General features: G+C 66.0%; 18 protein-coding genes. 14 read left to right on the top strand and 4 right to left on the bottom strand.

The features are described 5' to 3' along the window. Window positions 1–9: 9 nt before the first annotated feature. From ACW7G6_RS10185 to ACW7G6_RS10175, 3 genes are read right to left on the bottom strand one after another with little or no spacing between them, the layout of a single operon-like run. Window positions 10–1,998 (bottom strand): transglutaminase TgpA family protein, encoded by a 1,989-nt coding sequence (locus ACW7G6_RS10185; RefSeq protein WP_456998187.1) that lies wholly within the window; start codon window positions 1,996–1,998, stop codon window positions 10–12. Continuing rightward, window positions 1,991–2,959, bottom strand: coding sequence for a DUF58 domain-containing protein (locus ACW7G6_RS10180; RefSeq protein ID WP_456998186.1), 969 nt, complete (start codon window positions 2,957–2,959; stop codon window positions 1,991–1,993). The genes ACW7G6_RS10185 and ACW7G6_RS10180 overlap by 8 nt, the downstream gene beginning before the upstream one ends. Window positions 2,960–2,980: 21 nt before the next feature. Continuing rightward, window positions 2,981–3,907, bottom strand: a complete 927-nt coding sequence (locus ACW7G6_RS10175) for an AAA family ATPase (protein ID WP_456998279.1) — start codon at window positions 3,905–3,907, stop codon at window positions 2,981–2,983. Window positions 3,908–4,078: 171 nt separating this feature from the next. On the opposite strand from ACW7G6_RS10175, the gene ACW7G6_RS10170 reads away from it, so the two are divergent. After that, window positions 4,079–6,061: an ArnT family glycosyltransferase gene (locus ACW7G6_RS10170; protein WP_456998185.1), complete on the top strand. Its 1,983-nt coding sequence runs from the start codon at window positions 4,079–4,081 to the stop codon at window positions 6,059–6,061. Between the two features lie 45 nt (window positions 6,062–6,106). Here the strand turns inward: ACW7G6_RS10170 and ACW7G6_RS10165 are convergent, their stop codons facing one another. Beyond that, entirely contained in the window at window positions 6,107–6,481 is a 375-nt protein-coding gene (locus ACW7G6_RS10165; protein WP_456998184.1) for a hypothetical protein, read from the bottom strand. Between the two features lie 188 nt (window positions 6,482–6,669). Here ACW7G6_RS10165 and ACW7G6_RS10160 point away from each other — a divergent pair, with 188 nt between their 5' ends. From ACW7G6_RS10160 to ACW7G6_RS10100, 13 genes are all read left to right on the top strand, one after another. Next, the gene (locus ACW7G6_RS10160) at window positions 6,670–7,206 is read left to right on the top strand and encodes a YceD family protein (RefSeq protein ID WP_456998183.1); all 537 of its coding nucleotides are present in this window, start codon (window positions 6,670–6,672) and stop codon (window positions 7,204–7,206) included. Window positions 7,207–7,264: 58 nt separating this feature from the next. After that, complete coding sequence (gene rpmF, locus ACW7G6_RS10155) at window positions 7,265–7,459, top strand: 50S ribosomal protein L32 (RefSeq protein ID WP_456962024.1); 195 nt, start codon at window positions 7,265–7,267, stop codon at window positions 7,457–7,459. Between the two features lie 69 nt (window positions 7,460–7,528). Next, on the top strand, window positions 7,529–8,509 hold the full coding sequence (locus tag ACW7G6_RS10150; RefSeq protein WP_456978692.1) for a beta-ketoacyl-ACP synthase III: 981 nt from the start codon (window positions 7,529–7,531) through the stop codon (window positions 8,507–8,509). A 153-nt stretch (window positions 8,510–8,662) separates the two neighbouring features. Continuing rightward, window positions 8,663–9,622, top strand: coding sequence for an ACP S-malonyltransferase (fabD, locus tag ACW7G6_RS10145; RefSeq protein WP_456978693.1), 960 nt, complete (start codon window positions 8,663–8,665; stop codon window positions 9,620–9,622). 56 nt (window positions 9,623–9,678) lie between these two features. Beyond that, complete coding sequence (gene fabG, locus ACW7G6_RS10140; RefSeq protein ID WP_456978694.1) at window positions 9,679–10,425, top strand: 3-oxoacyl-ACP reductase FabG; 747 nt, start codon at window positions 9,679–9,681, stop codon at window positions 10,423–10,425. A gap of 105 nt (window positions 10,426–10,530) precedes the next feature. After that, window positions 10,531–10,770: an acyl carrier protein gene (acpP, locus tag ACW7G6_RS10135; RefSeq protein WP_456962020.1), complete on the top strand. Its 240-nt coding sequence runs from the start codon at window positions 10,531–10,533 to the stop codon at window positions 10,768–10,770. A 159-nt stretch (window positions 10,771–10,929) separates the two neighbouring features. Beyond that, the gene (gene fabF, locus ACW7G6_RS10130; RefSeq protein ID WP_456978695.1) at window positions 10,930–12,183 is read left to right on the top strand and encodes a beta-ketoacyl-ACP synthase II; all 1,254 of its coding nucleotides are present in this window, start codon (window positions 10,930–10,932) and stop codon (window positions 12,181–12,183) included. Window positions 12,184–12,230: 47 nt separating this feature from the next. Next, window positions 12,231–13,664, top strand: a complete 1,434-nt coding sequence (locus tag ACW7G6_RS10125) for an aminodeoxychorismate synthase component I (protein ID WP_456998182.1) — start codon at window positions 12,231–12,233, stop codon at window positions 13,662–13,664. Then, window positions 13,664–14,452, top strand: a complete 789-nt coding sequence (gene pabC, locus ACW7G6_RS10120; RefSeq protein ID WP_456978856.1) for an aminodeoxychorismate lyase — start codon at window positions 13,664–13,666, stop codon at window positions 14,450–14,452. Before ACW7G6_RS10125 ends, pabC begins: the two co-directional genes overlap by 1 nt. After that, the gene (gene mltG, locus ACW7G6_RS10115; protein WP_456978697.1) at window positions 14,449–15,531 is read left to right on the top strand and encodes an endolytic transglycosylase MltG; all 1,083 of its coding nucleotides are present in this window, start codon (window positions 14,449–14,451) and stop codon (window positions 15,529–15,531) included. Before pabC ends, mltG begins: the two co-directional genes overlap by 4 nt. Then, entirely contained in the window at window positions 15,528–16,166 is a 639-nt protein-coding gene (tmk, locus tag ACW7G6_RS10110; protein ID WP_456978698.1) for a dTMP kinase, read from the top strand. Before mltG ends, tmk begins: the two co-directional genes overlap by 4 nt. Next, window positions 16,163–17,236: a DNA polymerase III subunit delta' gene (locus tag ACW7G6_RS10105; RefSeq protein ID WP_456978699.1), complete on the top strand. Its 1,074-nt coding sequence runs from the start codon at window positions 16,163–16,165 to the stop codon at window positions 17,234–17,236. The genes tmk and ACW7G6_RS10105 overlap by 4 nt, the downstream gene beginning before the upstream one ends. Next, window positions 17,233–17,589 (top strand): PilZ domain-containing protein, encoded by a 357-nt coding sequence (locus ACW7G6_RS10100; protein ID WP_456962013.1) that lies wholly within the window; start codon window positions 17,233–17,235, stop codon window positions 17,587–17,589. The genes ACW7G6_RS10105 and ACW7G6_RS10100 overlap by 4 nt, the downstream gene beginning before the upstream one ends. Window positions 17,590–17,610: the final 21 nt, after the last annotated feature.

The following is a 17,610-nucleotide window of genomic DNA, read 5'->3' as shown; positions in this document are numbered from 1 at the left end:
GGCGTGCAGTCAACGCGTGCCGGTTGGACGGTGGGCTCGCAGCGCTCGAACAAGCTCCCGCGACTGTTGTGTTGGGGGACATTGCCCCGACAGAAGTCTAGCGTAACGCCAATTGCTGAAACGCTCGCTGAGCCGAAGCAACTCGTCGCGCGCTTGTGGATGGACACCGCCGACCCGCCGTGCCCATCGGCCTGCGGGCTCGTCGGGCTCGCGTCCCAGCCCCAGCCGCTGGTAGCGCTGATCCAGCTGGTGCCAGGCACGCAGTACCGGATCGGCTTGACGTTCACCGCGGCGGCTCCACCAGGCCATCCACAGCAGTGCCAGCAGCGCCGCAACGACGAACAACAGGCCCAGCCGGGCGCCTGCCAGGTGTTCGATGCCAAGCGGCCGCAGCATCCTTGACTGACGCTGTGCATCGAAGCCGAGTACAAGATCATTCCAGCCACGACGCATCCAGTCGCCCACCTGGAACAGGCTGCCGCCGTTGCCCAACATGCGGCCGAACAGGCCACTGGTGCCACCCCCGGCCATCAGGTCGTCGACGGTGTCGTAGATCCGCTCCGGGGCGACCGCCGCGGTCGGGTCGACGCGCGTCCAGCCACGCCCGGACAGCCACACCTCGGCCCAGGCGTGGGCGTCGGAGCGGCGTACCAGCCAATAATCGCCCAGCGGGTTGTGCCGGCCACCGACGTAACCGGTCACCACGCGCGCGGGAATGCCGGCGCTGCGCATCAGGATCACGAAGGCAGAGCTGAAGTGTTCGCAGAACCCTTCTTGCTGATCGAACAGGAACTCATCGGCCGAATGCCGCCCCGCGAGCGGGGTGCTGAGGGTGTAGGCGAAGTCCTGACGTATCCAGGCCAGTGAACGCTGGACGATCCGGGCATCGTCATTGCCGGCTTCGGCGCGCCACTGCCGGGCCAGGGTGCGGGTACGCGGGTTGAACTGGTCGGGCAGGGCGAGTGCCGCCTCGCGCACTGAGGATGACAGGCGCGGCTCGAAATGGACCGGTGGGGCGGATTGGATCCGCCAGCGGGTCAGCGAGCTCAGCGGGCGCGAGGCAAACAAGCCGTAGGCATGGCCGAGCCGTGTGCCCTCGGGAGCGGCGAGCGGCAGGTCCAGCGCCAGCACCTGTCGACGGTCGGTGGGTTCAATTTCGACCTCATAGTCCCAGCGCTGTCCGGCAGGCGTTACCGCTGCCGCCGGTGAGCGGGTCAGCCGGCGCGACCGGGTCCAACTGCGCCCGTCGAAATCAACCAGCACCGGCCCGCGCCAATACATCTGCGACGTGGGTGGGGTGGCGCCGAAAAAATGCACGCGCAACGCCGGGGTGTCGTCGACCATCAGGTCGATCCATTGGCCGGGGCTCATCTCATCGGATAGTCCGGTACGCGCCAATGCACGCTCGGGCAGGCCCCACAACGGTGATGCCAGCCGTGGGAACAGCCAGAATGCGGCCAGCGCCAAAGGCAGCCCGATCGCCAGCAGGCGACCAGTTCCGGCAAGTCGGCGGCGGACGTCCGTATCGATCGTGTCCCCGGACTCCAGGTCGGCCAGCCGTTGCAGCGCACCCAGCGCAAGCACCGTCCCGACCAGGCTGAGCGCGAGCGTCAGCGGTCCCTGATCGAGCAGGAAGGCGGCGAACGGGCCAAACAACGCGAACCCGACAAGGCTGCGCGCATCACGGACGGTGAAGGTCTCTGCCGGTTTCACCGCCAGCATGGCCGCCAGTACGGCGCAACCGGTGTCGCGGCCAACGCTGAATCCGGCGATGCCCAGCAAGGTCGCCAACAGGCCGAACGCGAGTCCCAGCCGCCACACGACATGCAGCGGCTTGCGCCATGACAGCGCGGTGACCAGCACGGCCGCCGATCCGGCCAGCCATCCCAACGGCGACGGCAGCTGCAACAGCAGGGGGAACAGGCAGGCGCCAGCAGCCGCCAGCGTCCAACGCCGACTGCCCGGGTCCAGCGTCCCTGCCAACGTTGACTCAGCCATGTGGCATCAGCGCCAGTGCGCGCAGGCAGTCGTGACGATGGATGGGCCCCTGCGCCGGTCCGATCGCAACCTGTCCGGGCAAGACCAGCCGATAGCGGCGGCCATCGCGCTCGGCTTCATCCACCCAGCGTGCCAATCGTGCGATCCGTTGCTCGCGACCCAGCGCGCCGGCATGGTGCCAGTCCAGGACGATGTCCGCGCCCAGTGGTTGTTCGTATTCGCGCACCAGCAACGTATCGCGCCGGGCCGAGGGCTTCCACGCAATCGCGCGGCGGGAATCTCCGCGACGGTAGCTGCGCAGGTGATGGACATCATCGCCGCTGGGGTGCAGCCGGCTTTGCACCCGGTCACCGGAGCCGGTAGGCAGCGCGGGTCCGTCGGTTTCTGGCCGTGGGTACACCAGCAGCGGCACCGGCGACCAGATGTAGCACCAGGCGCGCGCCAGGCCGAGCGGGCGAGTGGTGGCGATGCGCAGCCGTCCCAGGTCCAACCAGCCGCGCTGGACAGTGGATACGGGCAACTGTGCCTGGCCATGGCTCGGGTCCAGGTTGAGTACGGCCGAGGGAGGCCCGGTGTCGTCGCCAGCGTCGATGCGCTCCAGCGTCAATTGCAGGCCACGCCGCCTGCGCCCGTCATCGGCCTGGGCATGCAACCGCAGCAACAGGTCGGTGCCGGCCGGAACCGGCTCCGCATCAATGGCCACGATCGCCAGACCGGTCAACTGCAGCTGGGCGGCCACCAGGCTGGCCAGCCCGGCGCCGGCCAGCAACAACCCCAGCAGCAGGGCCGGGTTGTTGTTGTAGTTCAACGCGCCCAGCAGCATCGTGACCAGCAGCACCGCATAAAACAGGCCGAATCGGGTCGGCAAGACGTACACGCGGCGCCGATCGAAGTGCGCGGGCAGCGTTTCGGGTTCCCGCGGACGGGTCCAGCCCAATGCCCAGCGGTGCCAACGTCGCATCAAAGGTCCCGGCGTCACGGCTCAGTCCACGGCGACCGCATGCAGGATGGATTTTGCCAGCGCGGCGTCACTGCCGGCGTCGGCCTCGCCGACCAGGCGATGCGCAGCGACAGCCGCGAACAGCGTCTGGACGTCTTCAGGGCGGGCATGGTCGCGGCCCAGCAACAGCGCATGGGCACGGGCGGCGCGCAGCAAAGCCAGTCCGGCGCGTGGCGACAGCCCGACCCGTACTCCAGGATGCTTGCGGCTGCGGGCAAGCAGTGCCTGCACGTAGTCGACCAGTGCAGTGCTGGCATGCACCTCGATGACCGCACGGCGGATGGCGATGACGTCGTCCCGGGTCAGTCGTGGCTGGGCCTGGGCAATCAGCGCACGGCGATCGCGGCCGGCGAGCAGCTCGCGTTCCGCTTCCTGTCCGGGGTAGCCAAGCGTGAGACGCAGCAGGAAACGGTCAAGCTGGGAATCGGGTAACGGGTAGGTGCCGGCCAGGTCGACCGGGTTCTGGGTAGCGATCACGAAAAACGGGTCGGGCAGGGCATGGGTGGCGCCGTCGATGCTGACCTGGTGTTCGGCCATCGCCTCCAGCAGCGCACTCTGGGTGCGGGGCGGGGCGCGGTTGATCTCATCGGCGAGCAGTACCTGGGTGAATACCGGTCCCGGATGGAACTCGAACCGCCTCGCCTGCGGGTCAAACACGGACACACCCACGATGTCCGCCGGCAGCAGGTCGGAGGTGAACTGCACGCGCTGGAAGTCCAGCCCGAGGGTCGCGGCCAACGCATGGGCGAGGGTGGTCTTGCCAAGCCCGGGCAGGTCCTCGATCAACAGGTGGCCCTGCGAGAGCAGCGAGACAAATGCCAGCCGCACCTCGAGGGATTTGCCCAGTACCAGTGAATTGACCTGCGCCTGGGCATCGTCAAGCGCATTTCGCAGTGGGTCCGGTAGCATGCGTGCCTTCGCCGAACCGATACCGGCATCGATTGCCGGGGTGGATACCGCCATGGTGCTCTCCGGGAGTTGCCCAAGCCGATGAATGCCAAGCTTGGGCAGTGTCGTGGGTCGGCCCGCCGATCGCGGCCCGTGTCGTCATCGCAACGAGTGTAACGAGGTCGCAACCCCATGCGCTTAGTCCAATCGCCCCAGCTCCCGCCATCGGAATCTTCGTTCGACGCGGACTCGCCCCCGTCGCTGGGGTCCACCGAAGCCCTTGGGCAATCACCCGATGGCGCGGGACCGGCACGACGTTGGTTCTGGAGCCTGTTCGCGGTCGTGCTGGCGCTGAAAATTCTGGTGGCGGCGAGGTTGCCGCCGTTCGTCGACGAGACTTTCTACTGGCTTGAGGGTCAGCACCTCGCGCCGGCGTACTCCGACTTGCCCGGCCTGACCGCATGGCTGTCGCGGCTGGGGGTGACCCTGGGAGGCAATACCGAGTTGGGGCTACGCCTGCCATTCCTGCTGATCGCGGCGGTGGTGCCGTGGCTGGTAGTGCGGATTACCCGGCGGGAATACGGCGAGACTTTCGGCTGGCAGGCGGGGTGCTTTGCCTTGTTGTTGCCATTGTCCGGGACCTTGGGCCTGTTGGCCTTGCCGGATGCGGCGATGGCGGTGGCAACGTTGTTGTGCGTGGACGCGGGAGCGAAACTGCTGCGGCAGGTCGACGCTGGCGTCGCGTTGGAGTTGGCGGCGGGCCTGTCGATCGGAGCGCTGAGCCACTACCGCTTCATCGCCGTGATCGGTGTCGGCCTGCTGGCGCTGTTGCTCATCACCGATGGTCGCAAGGTCCTGCGCGATGCACGTACCTGGACCGCCATTGCGATTGGTGCGGCAGCGTGGGCACCGCTGGTGGCATGGAACCTGGACAACTCCGACGCCGGCCTGCGATTCCAACTGGTTGACCGGCACCCGTGGGCATTCCATTTCGACGGCGTTTTGTTCATTGCGGTCCAGGCGCTGATGGTGACGCCACTGTTGTTCGCGGCCCTGGCGATGGCGAGTTGGCGTGGGAGCAGGAGCGCGCTGCCGGTCTCACGTTACTTTGCGTTGCTTGGCGGTCTGCTGGTGCTGGGTTTCTTTACCCTGGGATTCTTCGCCGATACCGAACGGGTCAGCTTTCATTGGCCACTGCCGGGCTATCTGGCCCTGTTGCCGCTGTTGCCGGCCGTGCTGGCGGCCTGGCCGCGCTGGTTGCGCGTCGCGACCTGGGCAACGGCAGGACTGGGCCTGGTCGTGGTGCTGGGCTATTACGTTGCCGTCTCCGTACCTGTGGTGCGGGAACGCGCTGCAGTGGAAAAATGGTACCCCGCCAATTTTGCCGGATGGGATGAGCTGGCCGAGACGGTGCGCGTTACCCGCGCGCAGATGCCGGCCGGCACCCGCATCGTAGCCGGCAGCTTCAAGGTCGGCGCAGAACTGGGTTTTGCCCTGGACAACGCGGAAATTCCGGTGCTCGAGCACCCGCTCAACCACAAGCATGGCCGCGCACCGCAGTTGCGCTTGTGGAACCTGCAGACGACCGGACGTGCCGGCTGGGCAGCACAGTTCGGCAAGCCGTGGGGCGAGGTGCCGGTGCTGCTGGTAGAGGCGGTCACCGACGTGTCCTACAAGGACCTGCTGCGTCGTTACCACGATCTGTGCCGGATGGTGGGCCCATTGCCGCCGCCTCAGGTGATCAACGTCGACCATGGCAGTCAACGTTTTATGCTGTTCAAGCTTGATCCCCAAGCCCCTGTCAGAGGTACCTGCGTTGCTCCGGCGATGGCCTGGATAGACCAACCGGTCGGCCGTGCCACGGTGGGCCGCACGTTCGAAATCACCGGCTGGGCGTTCAAGGAAGGAGTGGGGCTGGAGCGCGTGGAGGTACTGTTGGACGGGCAACGGGTGGCGGACGTCAAGTACGGGCTGGACAGCCCCGGCGTGGCTGACTATTGGAAACTCAGCAACGATCCGAACCATCCTGCGGTCGGGTTTGCCGGACGCGTCAACCTGGGCGACGTGGAGCCAGGCAGTCATTGGCTCGGACTGCGCCTGTATGGCGCCGATGGCAGCGTGGAGGCGTGGTCGGAGCAGCCGCTGGAAGTCCGGCCAGGCGAGACCGGGCAATAGCGGCCGGCGATAACGGCGGGGTTGCCGCCGCTCACTGCATCGAGCTCACTCCATCGAAGTGCGGGCCTGCTGGATCTGGGCCAGTTGTTGCTCGATCCGGGTGCCGGCCATCTCGATCGAGCCGCGTACCTCTTGCAATTCCTGCACACTTGCGCGCTTTCCATGTTCGCGTAACCAGAGGCGCTGGCGCAGCATTTCACGCAGGGCCTCCTGGACCGGATCGGCGGCGTCTTCGCCCACCACGGCGGTGATCTCCGCGCGTGCGGCGCGCAGGCGCGTCTCCAGCCCGTCGGCGGCATCCAGCAACTGCTGCATCTCGCGCTGGCGTCCATCGCCCGGACGGCGTATCCGGGCAATGATGAACGCCACGACGGCCGCAGCGCAGGCCAGCACAAGCAACAGCGACAAAGGAGTGTTCACGGCGAGGATAATGGCTGGGCACCGGTGGGATGGGCGTTCAGTCTGCCGTGCGCGCGTAAAGCGGGCAAACCCGCCGAACCGGCGTGCTCCCGCTTGGCGCGGCCATTGCCGGTAGAAGTCCGGTTCCGGAGTCGGCGGGGTTGCCGGGTTTGACACGCCAGCACGCGCTCCTTAACATTCTCGGGCTTATGTCCGCTGACGTGCCCAAAGTGACTGTACCCGAGGTTCTGGATGCGTGGCGCATGGTGGCAACGCGTCGCGGTGTCGAGGGCCGCGTGCCGTTGGCAGCGTTGGTGCGGTTGCGTGACAGCTTGGTGGATAGCGACGGTGACGTGAGCTATTCGCTGGATTTTGGCACTGACGAGTTGCAGGTCCCGTATGTGGAGTTGCGCGCGCAGGCGTCGTTGCCGCTGCTGTGCCAGCGCAGTCTTGAGCGGTTCCTGTTCCCGGTGGCGATTGCGCAACGGCTTGGCCTGATCCGTAATGAGGCCGACGAGGCGGCATTGCCGGAGGGGTACGAGCCGCTGCTGATGCCGCCCGACGGGATGCTGTCACCGGCTGCACTGGTCGAAGATGAGCTGATCCTGGCGATACCGGTGATACCGGTGAAGCCCGGAACAGAAGCGATGGAAGCAGATTGGCCGGCGCCTGCGGCCGATCTGGAGCGCGTCAACCCGTTCGCGGCGTTGTCGGCACTGAAAAGCAAGGCGGACAAGTCGAACTAGCACTTCGAGTTGTCCTTCGAATCAAGCGTTATTCACGGTTTTCCCTGGAGTTAAGATCATGGCTGTCCAGAAGTCCCGCGTTTCCCCGTCCAAGCGTGGCATGCGCCGCGGCCACGACTCGTTGACCAGCAAGCTGCTGTCCACCGACCCGACCACCGGCGAGATCCACGTCCGCCACCACGTCACTGCTGACGGTTACTACCGCGGCAAGAAGGTGATCAACACCCAGGCCAACGTTGCCGACGAAGAGTAAGCTGCCTCACGTGCGTTACATCGCCGCTGCCCGCGGAACACGCGTGCGGCGGCCGTCGCTGGAGTGGTGATGACTGATCGAATTTTCTCCCGCATTGCGGGCACTGGCAGCTATTTGCCGGAAAAAGTCCTGACCAATGCCGATCTGTCGAAGATCGTCGAGACCAGTGACGAATGGATTGCCTCGCGCACCGGTATTCGCCAGCGCCATGTCGCGGCCGAGGGTGAGACCACCAGTGACCTGGCTTATCACGCTGCAGTGCGTGCCATGGAGGCGGCCGGGGTCGAGGCGTCCGAGCTGGATTTGATCGTGCTGGGCACGACCACGCCCGACATCATATTTCCGTCCACCGCCTGCCTGGTCCAGCACCGCCTGGGCGCCAACGGCTGCCCTGCGTTCGACGTCAACGCCGCGTGTTCAGGCTTCATCTACGGCTTGGCGGTCGCGGACCAGTTCATTCGCTCCGGTTCAGTGAAGACGGCGCTGGTGATCGGTGCGGAAACCCTTACCCGGATGCTGGACTGGACCGATCGCGCCACCTGCGTGCTGTTTGGCGATGGCGCCGGGGCAGTGGTGCTGAAGGCCGACAGCGAAGCCGGCATCCTCAGCACCCACCTGCATGCCGACGGTGGCAAGAAAGAGTTGCTGTACAACCCGGTCGGGGTCTCGGTGGGCTTCAAGCCCGAGGAGCACAACGCCGGGGTGAAGGTGATGATGACCGGCAACGATGTGTTCAAGCACGCGGTCAAGGCGCTTGATGCGGTCGTTGAGGAAACCCTGGAGGCCAACGGCCTGGACCGCAGCCAGATCGATTGGCTGATCCCGCACCAGGCCAACCTGCGCATCATCGAGCTGACCGCCAGGCGGCTGGAAATGCCGATGGAACGGGTGGTGGTCACCGTCGACAAGCACGGCAACACCTCATCGGGCTCAGTGCCGCTGGCATTGGACGAGGCGGTGCGTTCGGGCCGGGTAAAGCGTGGTCAACTGGTGCTGTTGGAGGCGTTCGGCGGCGGATTTACCTGGGGCTCGGCGCTCTTGCGCTACTGAGCGGGCGGTAATGACTGCAATCCCACGGTCCGGTCGGGTCGGCCCCGTGCTGGTCAATACCCTCCTGCCCGGGGCGTTGACTGTACGCCACGGTACAGACACCTCGATGGGTTCACTCGTATCATGGTGTGTTCCATCTGCAGGGGACGTCGTGTGAGCGATTCTCGACACAGCGACCAGCAACTCGCTTTCATCTTTCCAGGCCAGGGTTCGCAATCGCCGGGCATGCTCGGTGAGCTCGCCCGGGACCATCCGCTGGTGACCGAGACGTTTGCCGAAGCCAGCGCCGGTGCCGGGGTCGATCTGTGGGCGTTGAGCCAGGACGAGTCCGCGCAGCAGCTCAACCAGACCGAATTCACCCAGCCGGCGTTGCTTGCGGCAGGCGTGGCGGTATGGCGCCTGTGGCAGTCGCGTGGCGGTGCGCGTCCGGCGCAGCTGGCCGGCCACAGCCTGGGGGAGTACAGCGCCCTGGTGGCCGCCGGCGTGCTTGAGCTGGGCGAGGCGGCCGGGCTGGTGCGCCTGCGCGGCCAGTTGATGCAGGACGCCGCACCCGCCGGCACCGGTGCGATGGCCGCGATACTGGGCGCTGACGATGCGTTGGTCGAGCAGGTCTGCCAGTCGGTCTCGGGCAAGGAGGTCGTGGTGCCGGCCAACTACAACTCACCGGGCCAGATCGTGATTGGTGGCGATGCCGCCGCCGTCGACAAGGCCTTGGTGCAGCTGGCCGAGCGCGGCGTTCGCAAGGTGGTCAAGCTGGCCGTCAGCGTGCCATCGCACACGCCGCTGATGCGCGACGCTGCAGACCACCTGGCCAAGGCGATGGACGATATCCGTTGGCAGCCGGCGCTTTTGCCGGTAATACACAACGTCGATGCCAAAGTGCACGAGGGCGGCGAGGCGATCCGTGATGCATTGGTGCGCCAGTTGTACCTGCCGGTGCAGTGGACTGGTTGCATGCAGGCACTGGCCGAGCGCGGCGCACGGCGGTTTGTCGAGTGCGGTCCGGGCAAGGTGCTCACCGGCCTGGTCAAGCGGATCGACAGGACGCTGGAAGCACGCTCGATCGGCACCGCGGCTGATTTCGAAGCCACCCTGGCCGATTGGAAACAATAGCCTTTTTCATTCGCAGGCCACCGGCAACGGTGCCTGCCAGCAGGAAGACGAAAGACATGAGCACACAACCCCTCAGCGGCGAGATCGCCTTGGTCACCGGCGCCAGCCGCGGTATTGGCGCGGCGATCGCCGACGAACTGGCGGCCCAGGGCGCGACCGTGATCGGCACCGCCACCAGCGAGCGCGGCGCCAACGCGATTGCCGAGCGCCTGGCCGGGCACGGCGGGCACGGCCGCGTCGTTGACGTGGTCGACGCCGCGGCAACCGCTGCGCTGATCGACAGCATCGGCAAAGACATCGGCGCGATCTCGATTCTGGTCAACAATGCCGGCATCACCCGCGACAACCTGTTGTTGCGCATGAAGGACGAGGACTGGCAGGCGGTGATCGACACCAACCTGAGCAGCGTCTATCGCACCTCCAAGGCGGTGATGCGCTCGATGATGAAGGCGCGTCGCGGTCGTATCGTCAATATCGCGTCGGTCATCGGAGCGACCGGCAACGCAGGACAGGCCAACTACGCCGCGGCGAAGGCGGGCATCATCGCGTTCAGCAAGTCGCTGGCCAAGGAGATTGGCAGCCGTGGGATCACCGTCAACGTGGTCGCACCCGGCTTCATTGACACCGACATGACCCGCGCACTGCCGGAAGATGCCAAAAACGCGATGCTGGGCCAGATTGCGCTGGGTCGTTTCGGCGAGCCGGCCGACATCGCACGGGCGGTGGCGTTTCTCGCCGGACCGTCTGCGGCTTACATCACCGGCGAGACCCTGCACGTGAACGGCGGAATGTACATGTCGTAGTTCCGCGACAGGCAACGGTAACCAAAGGGCTCCGCGATCGTCGCGAAGCTCTCGATTCCACTACACTATTCCATCGAATATCCCGTCCGGGAGGAGTGAATACCAATGAGCAGCATCGAAGAACGCGTCAAGAAAATCGTGGTCGAGCAACTGGGCGTCAAGGAAGACGAGGTCACCAACAACGCCTCGTTCGTTGACGATCTCGGCGCCGACTCCCTTGATACCGTCGAGCTGGTGATGGCGCTTGAAGAAGAGTTCGAGTGCGAGATCCCGGACGAGGAAGCCGAGAAGATCACCTCGGTGCAGCAGGCGATCGATTACGTGACGACCCACGTCAAGGCGTAACAGGGCCGCAGGTCGTGGTGCGACCGGTCCAGGACCGGCGCCCCATGCCCGGCAGCACCGACCGGGGCCGCATCACGCGGCCTTGAGTTTATCCAACGTACGAAACACGTCAGGCGCGTCATGGACCCCGTGACGGCGCGTCCGCAAGCGGAGTTCCCCATGTCCAATCGACCAGCCTCCAGCAGGCGCGTAGTCATCACCGGCCTTGGCATCGTCTCGCCGCTGGGTAACGACCTGGCCAGCAGCTGGGATGGCATCATCAATGGCCGCTCCGGTATTGGCCCGATCAGTCACTTCGATACCACCGGTTTCACCACCCGGATCGCCGGGCAAATCCATGACTTCGACATCACCCATTGGGTGCCGACGAAGGATGCGAAGAAGATGGACCGCTTCATCCACTACGGCGTCGGTGCCTCGTTGATGGCGTTGGCTGACTCCGGGCTGGAGATCGACGACGGCAACGCCGAGCGAATTGGCGCGTTGATCGGTTCAGGCATCGGCGGCATCCTCGGGATCGAGGAGCAGACCGCAAAGTACCTGGCCGGCGGCCCACGCAAGATCTCACCGTTCTACGTGCCCAGCACGATCATCAACATGCTCCCCGGCCAGGTGTCGTTGCTGACCGGCATCAAGGGTCCCAATTTTTCCGCGGTCTCGGCTTGCGCCACCTCCAACCATTCGATTGGCATGGCGATGCGCCTGATCCAGTACGGCGATGCCGACGTGATGCTCGCCGGTGGCGCCGAGCGCGGCTCCTCGCCGACTTCGGTCGGTGGGTTTTGCTCGATGAAGGCGATGTCTACCCGCAACGACGATCCCACCCGCGCCTCGCGCCCTTGGGACAAGGACCGCGACGGCTTCGTGCTCGGTGATGGTGCCGGCGTCCTGGTGCTGGAAGAGTACGAGCACGCCAAGGCCCGCGGTGCACGGATTTACTGCGAGCTGGTTGGCTTCGGCGCCAGCTCCGATGCGTTCCACATGACCGCACCCAGCGAGGACGGCGAAGGGCCGGCACGCTGCATGGTTGCGGCGATGCGGGACGCGGGCGTCAATCCCGAGCAGGTCGGCTATCTCAATGCGCATGGCACTTCGACCCCCTTGGGCGATCTTGCCGAGACCCTGGCGATCAAGCGCGCGTTCGGCGACCACGCCTACAAGACGATGGTGAGCTCGACCAAGTCGATGACCGGCCACTTGCTGGGTGCGGCCGGCGGCGCCGAGGCGATCTTCTCGATCATGGCGCTGCATACCGGAATCATCCCGCCGACGATCAACCTGGAGGAGCCGGGCGAAGGCTGCGACCTGGATTACGTGCCGAACGTGGCGCGCGAGGCGAAGATCGATGTCGCCGTGTCCAATGGGTTCGGCTTCGGCGGCACAAATGGCACCCTGGTGTTCCAGCGGCTCTGACGGCATCCCGGACGCCGGTGCTCGATGGTGTCCAATCAACGATCAACATGGCCCTGACGTACCCGCTGGCTTCCCCGGTCGACCTGCTGGACCTGCATCGGCATGCACCCTCGCGCTACCCGCTGTTGCTGGAGTCCAGTGCCGCCGGCACCGTCCAGGGGCGTTGGGATGTGTTGCTGGCTGGCAATGGTGAATCGTTGCAGCTCGATCCCGATGGGCTGGTTCGCGACCAGCGCGGTGTCGTGGTCGGCGATGACTTCCTGCAGGCACTGGACAACGCCTGGCAAGCGGAACGGGTCGAGCCCGAACGCACCGGTTGGCCCTTCCGTGGCGGCTGGGCACTGTTGCTGGGTTATGAGCTGGCGGTCCAGATCGAGCCGGTGCTGAAGCTGCCGCCCGCGCCGGGTGGCTTGCCCGTGGCAGTGGCGATTCGTTGCCCGGCTGCAATATTGCGTGATCACGTTACCGGCGACTGCTTCGCATTGGCCGAGCCGGAATATGGGGGCTTGCTTGAAGCTGTCGCGGTCGATCTGGCGTCCCTGGCCCGACAGGCACCGCTCTGCGCGTGGCAACCCCCATCATCGATTCGGGAGGATCCGCCACAGCGGTATCTCGACGGCGTCGCCCGGGTGCTTGACTACCTCGTCGCGGGTGATGTGTTCCAGGCCAATGTGTCGCGTGGCTGGTGCGCGTACTTTGATGCGCCGGTGGATCCGGCGGCGCTGTTCCAGCGACTGCGCAATAACAATCCGGCGCCATTCGCCGGCATCTTCTCGGGCGCTGGCGTTGGCGCCGATGCGGATGCGGGCGCGACTTCATGCGGCGGTGCCGGTGACTGGTCCGTGGTCAGCGCCTCGCCGGAGCGGTTGGTCTCGGTGCGCGGCGGCATGGTCGAAACCCGTCCCATCGCCGGTACCTCCGCGAGGGTAATGGGTGACGACGACAGCGCCCGGATCAGCGAGTTGATCGCGCACCCCAAGGAGCGTGCCGAGCATGTGATGTTGATTGACCTGGAACGCAACGATCTTGGCCGGGTCTGCGTGCCTGGCAGCGTGGAGGTCGACGAGTTGATGGTGGTCGAGAGTTATGCCCACGTTCACCACATCGTCAGCAACGTGCGCGGTCGCCTGCGTGAGACCGTGACTCCAGGTGAGGTTATCCGCGCCGTGTTTCCGGGCGGAACCATCACCGGGTGCCCGAAGGTGCGTTGCATGCAGGTCATCGCCGAGCTCGAAGGCCAGGGCCGCGGCAGCTATACCGGCGCAATGGGCTGGCTCAATCGGGACGGCGATCTGGACCTCAATATCCTGATCCGTAGCGCGGAGATCGAGATGGACACATTGCGCTTCCGTACCGGCGCCGGGATCGTGGTCGACTCCGACCCACAGCGGGAGCTCGACGAGACCCGTGCCAAGGCACGGGGAATGTTGCGCGCGCTCGGGTGCGGTGATGGCGATTATCGCGGCGGCGTGCGGCAGTGATGCAGACCGACGACCGCGCGCTGAGCTATGGCGATGGCCTGTTCGAGACCATGCGCGCCTATCGTGGCCGTGTGCCGTGGTGGGACATGCATTGGGCCCGGCTGGAGCGTGGCGCGCATTGCCTGCAGATACCCACGCCCCCGGTGGCGCAGGTTCGCGACCAGGCCGAGCAGCTGCTTGATGGCGCCGACGGCGTGTTGAAGCTGCTGCTCAGCCGCGGCAGTGGCGGCCGTGGGTACGCGCCACCCACCCCTCCACAGTCAAACTGGGGGCTGTCGCTACACCCCTTGCCAGCATCGGTGCCGACGGCAGGCCTGACCCTGCGTTGGTGTGATATCCGGTTGTCGCTACAGCCGGCGCTGGCCGGAATCAAACATTGCAACCGGCTCGAACAGGTGCTCGCACGCAGTGAATGGAACGACGCCGTCGTTGCCGACGAGGGCCTGATGCGCAGCATGGATGGCGATGTGGTTTGCGCGACGGCGGCGAACCTGTTTGTGTTGCACGGTGATCAGTGGCGCACCCCGGAAGTGGACCGCTGCGGCGTTGCAGGGGTGTGTCGCCAGTGGCTGCTGGAGCATTTCCCGATCCGGCAGGCCAGGTTGTCGCCCGCTGATGTCGAAACTGCCGATGCGATCGTCCTGACCAACGCGGTGCGGGGTATCCTGCCTGTCGCCCGGTTGGGCGAGCGCGGATGGCAGCCACACCCGATGGTGGCCCAGTGGCAGGACCGTCTCGCCGCCGAGCATCCTGCATTCGCCAAGCCGACAGGCACGGAGGTGTCGTGAGTCGTTCCCGCAAGCATCGTTTTGGTGTGTGGTTGCTGTTGATACTGCTGCTGTCGCTGATCGTCGCAGCGGTTGCCGGATTCTGGGCATGGCAACGCTACACCGCCTTCGCCACGACGCCGATTGCCGGCCTGCAGGCGGGCGACAGCGTGGTCATCGAACGTGGTGATTCGCTGCCGGTCGTGGTGTCCAAGCTGCGCCAGGCGGGTGTCCGCGAAGGCGGCGAGTACGAGTGGCGCCTGCTGGGGCGGCAACTCGGTGCCGCGTCCACACTGCATGTGGGCGAGTACGCCCTCGACCCGGGCATCTCGCCGCAGGAACTGCTGGTCGCGATGGGGCGGGGCGACATCATCCGGCATCGCTTCACGATCGTGGAGGGTTGGAACATTCGCGAGCTGAGGACGGCATTGGCCGCCGCGGAGTCACTGGAGCACGCTGCAACCGGCCTTGATGCCGCCGCGCTGATGGAGGCCCTGGATTTCAACGACGAGCACCCGGAAGGCCGCTTCCTGCCCGAGACCTACCTGTACAGCCGCGGCGACAGCGACCTGGATTTGTTGCGCCGGGCCCACGATGCGATGGAACAGGCATTGGCTGCCGCGTGGGAAGCGCGCGACCCGGACATCGGACTGGAAAGTCCCTACGAGATGCTGATCATGGCGTCGATCGTGGAGAAGGAAACCGGGATCGCGTCCGAGCGTCCGGAGATTGCCGGGGTGTTCGAGCGGCGACTGAAAATCGGCATGAAGTTGCAGACCGATCCCACCGTCATCTATGGCATGGGCACCGACTACGACGGCAATATCCGTCGCAGCGACCTGACCACCGACACCCCGTACAACACCTACACCCGCAGCGGACTGCCACCGACCCCGATCGCGATGCCGGGCGCGGATGCGCTGCAGGCGGTCGCACACCCGGCGTCGGGCGATGCGTTGTATTTTGTTGCCGTCGGCGATGGCAGCGGCCGCCACCTGTTTGGCAAGTCACTGGCCGAACACCAGGCCAACGTGCGCAAGTACCTGCACAACTACCGCCAGAACATGCGCCAGGCGCAGGACGCGAGCCCGACCCCATGAGCCTGCAGGTGCAACCGCGACTGTTGAGCCTGGAAGGTGGGGAGGGCGCCGGCAAGTCTACGGTGATGGCCGCACTGGCCGAGGCGTTGCGGGTATCGGGAGCGTCGGTCGTATGCACCCGCGAGCCGGGCGGCACGCCGATGGCCGAGCAGATCCGGAACTTGCTGTTGCACGGCGGCGATGAGCATCCGGCGCCGGAAACCGAGATGTTGCTGATGTTTGCCGCGCGTTCCCAACATGTTCGCCAACGGGTCTTGCCGGCGCTGCAGCGCGGCGACTGGGTGATCAGCGATCGCTTCACCGATGCCAGTTATGCCTACCAGGGCGCGGCGCGCGGCGGCGACCCCGACTTCATCGCCGAGCTGGAACGCCGCGTGGTAGGCATCGTCCCGGGCCTGACCCTGTTGCTGGACGTGCCCGTCCAGCTCGGTTTGCAACGCGTGCGCGGGCGCGGCAACAGCGATCGGATCGAAGCGGAGGCCGACGATTTCTTCGAGCGCGTGCGTGCCGCCTATCTGGCGCGCGCCGCCGCCGACCCGTCGCGGTTCCGGGTGATCGATGCCAGCCAGTCACCGGACACTGTGGCGAGCGAAGCGATCGCCCACCTGCGTGCCTACCAGGCCGCATTGGCATGAGTGCGTTCGCGCCGTGGCAACAGCGCGTCTACGATCACGCCGCCAGCGCGATTGATGCCGGCCGCCTCGGTCATGGCCTGCTGTTCTGTGGCCCGGCCCGGCTGGGCAAGCTGGCGGTCGCCGAACGTCTCGCCAAACGCTTGTTGTGCATGGACCGCGCGGCCGGTGGCGAGCCCTGCGAGGCGTGCCGCAGTTGCCGCCTGTTTGCGGTGCGTTCGCAAACCGATCCGGTCGAGCTGCGTCCCGATGGCTCGTTGGCGCATCCTGGAGGACATACCGGCCATCCGGACTTCTCGCAGATCAGCTATGGCATCAATGACAAGGCGAAGCCCAAGCCCAAGTCGCGTTCCGAGATCGTGATCGAACAGATGCGCAAGCTCTCCGAGCGGATGGCCCTGAGCCCGCACTATGGCGAGGTCAAGATCGCGATCATCGAGCCGGCCGATGCGATCAATCATGCCGGTGCCAATGCCCTGCTCAAGACGCTGGAGGAGCCGGTTGAGGGCCGTTACCTGTGGCTGGTCAGCGCCAATCCCTCGCGGCTGTCGGCGACCATTCGCAGTCGTTGCCAAAAGCTTGAGTTTCGTCTGCCACCGCAAAGTGAAGCTTTGGCCTGGTTGCAGCAGCAGGGTCACGCACAGGTCAAGGCCGCCGAGGCGCTTGCTGCGGCCCGCGGCCATCCGGGTCTGGCCCACGAATGGCTGCAGGGAGATGGCCTGGACCTGCGGCGTCAGGTGGCAAGCGACCTGGAGCAGGTGGCCCGTGGCCAACTGGCCGTGGTCGAGACCGCGCAGCGCTGGGTGGCGGACGGTGACGCCGATCAGCGCCTGAGCTTCGCCGCCGACCTGGCCCTGACGATGGCCAGGCAAGCCGATGGCTTGACCGACCCGATGGGCACGCGCAGTCTGGCAACATGGTTTGACCGCGCCAATCGCGCGCGCGGACTGTTGCGTACGACGGTTCGTGCCGATCTGGTCGTGGTTGAATTGTTGATGGCCTGGCGCGTCGCACAAGCACGCCGGGCCGCCGGGAAACGAGGGGACAGCACTATGCAGGGGAAAGCGTCATGAGTGGAGCAGGTGGGGCGAGCCAGGGCATCGTGACCCTGGCGGTGAAGGACAAGGCGGCGCTGTACAACGCCTACATGCCCTATATCCGCCATGGCGGCATCTTCGTGCCGACGGCCAAGCGGTATTTCCTTGGTGACGAGGTGTTCCTGCTGTTGACCCTGCCCGAGTCCGGCGAGCGCCTGCCGGTGGCCGGCAAGGTCATCTGGGTAACGCCTGCCGGCGCCCAGGGCAACCGTCCTTCCGGCATCGGCATCCAGTTTGCCGATACCGCCGAAGGCGAAAGCCTGAAGGGCAAGATCGACGCGCTCCTGGCGGGCAGCCTGGAGGCGGAGCGCGCGACCCACACCATGTAGTCGGTCGCACCGTGTCAGCGG

It is taken from the genome of Lysobacter sp. A421, from assembly GCF_054052145.1.
The sequence above is the reverse complement of the archived record's forward strand: the minus strand, read 5'-3'. Positions and strand labels throughout refer to the sequence as shown.